The sequence below is a fragment of the Parendozoicomonas verongulae genome (genome assembly GCF_009711465.1).
Classification (GTDB): Bacteria; Pseudomonadota; Gammaproteobacteria; order Pseudomonadales; family Endozoicomonadaceae; genus Sansalvadorimonas; species Sansalvadorimonas verongulae.
Window position 1 is genome coordinate 1 of sequence record NZ_SMME01000329.1, and the last position, 563, is coordinate 563.

General features: G+C 52.9%; 2 protein-coding genes. Both read left to right on the top strand.

Translation table 11 applies throughout. The annotated features are described in order from the left end of the window. On the top strand, window positions 1-289 hold a 289-nt coding region (locus E1189_RS24410), incomplete at its 5' end, for an N-6 DNA methylase (protein WP_230459857.1). Window positions 290-297: 8 nt separating this feature from the next. Next, window positions 298-495 carry an N-6 DNA methylase gene (locus E1189_RS26045; protein ID WP_408014662.1) on the top strand — a complete coding sequence of 66 codons (198 nt, stop codon included), beginning with the start codon at window positions 298-300 and terminating at the stop codon, window positions 493-495. Window positions 496-563: the final 68 nt, after the last annotated feature.

Consider the following 563-nt stretch of genomic DNA (forward strand, 5'->3'; position numbering starts at 1 on the left):
GCAGGAGAAGAACCTGGGCACATGGGCCATTGGCAAACTGAACCTGTACCTGCACAACATGCGTGCGGAACTGGAGCGTGGAGACATCCTCGTCAACCCGTTGCATCTGGATCAGGACAGCATTAAAAACTTTGACCGTGTCATTGCCAATCCGCCATTCTCAGCCAAAAGCTGGTGGACACCTATCGAGGTGAACCGCCCCAAAAAGGTCAGTAAAGACGGCAAAGCGAAAGAGATTCCGCCCAACTACAAGAAAGAGCTGAAAGACCCTTACTCACGACTGGGGTAAGGCCCGGTATCCCCGCCTGTGTATTGATTCTGAACAAGCAGAAGCCCCAGAGTCTGCGCAATCAGGTGATCTTTCTTGATGCCAGCCGTGAGTTTGCCGAAGGCAAGAATCAGAACACCCTGCGCCGGAAGATATCGAGCGCATTACCGAGACCCACAGTGCTGCGTACCATAACAGCGTGGAAGAAGAGAAATACTGTCGTGTAGTGCCCCTGAGAGAGAAAGCAGACGACAGCCTCTCTCGATCTGCCCCTACGGATGGGGATATCTACACA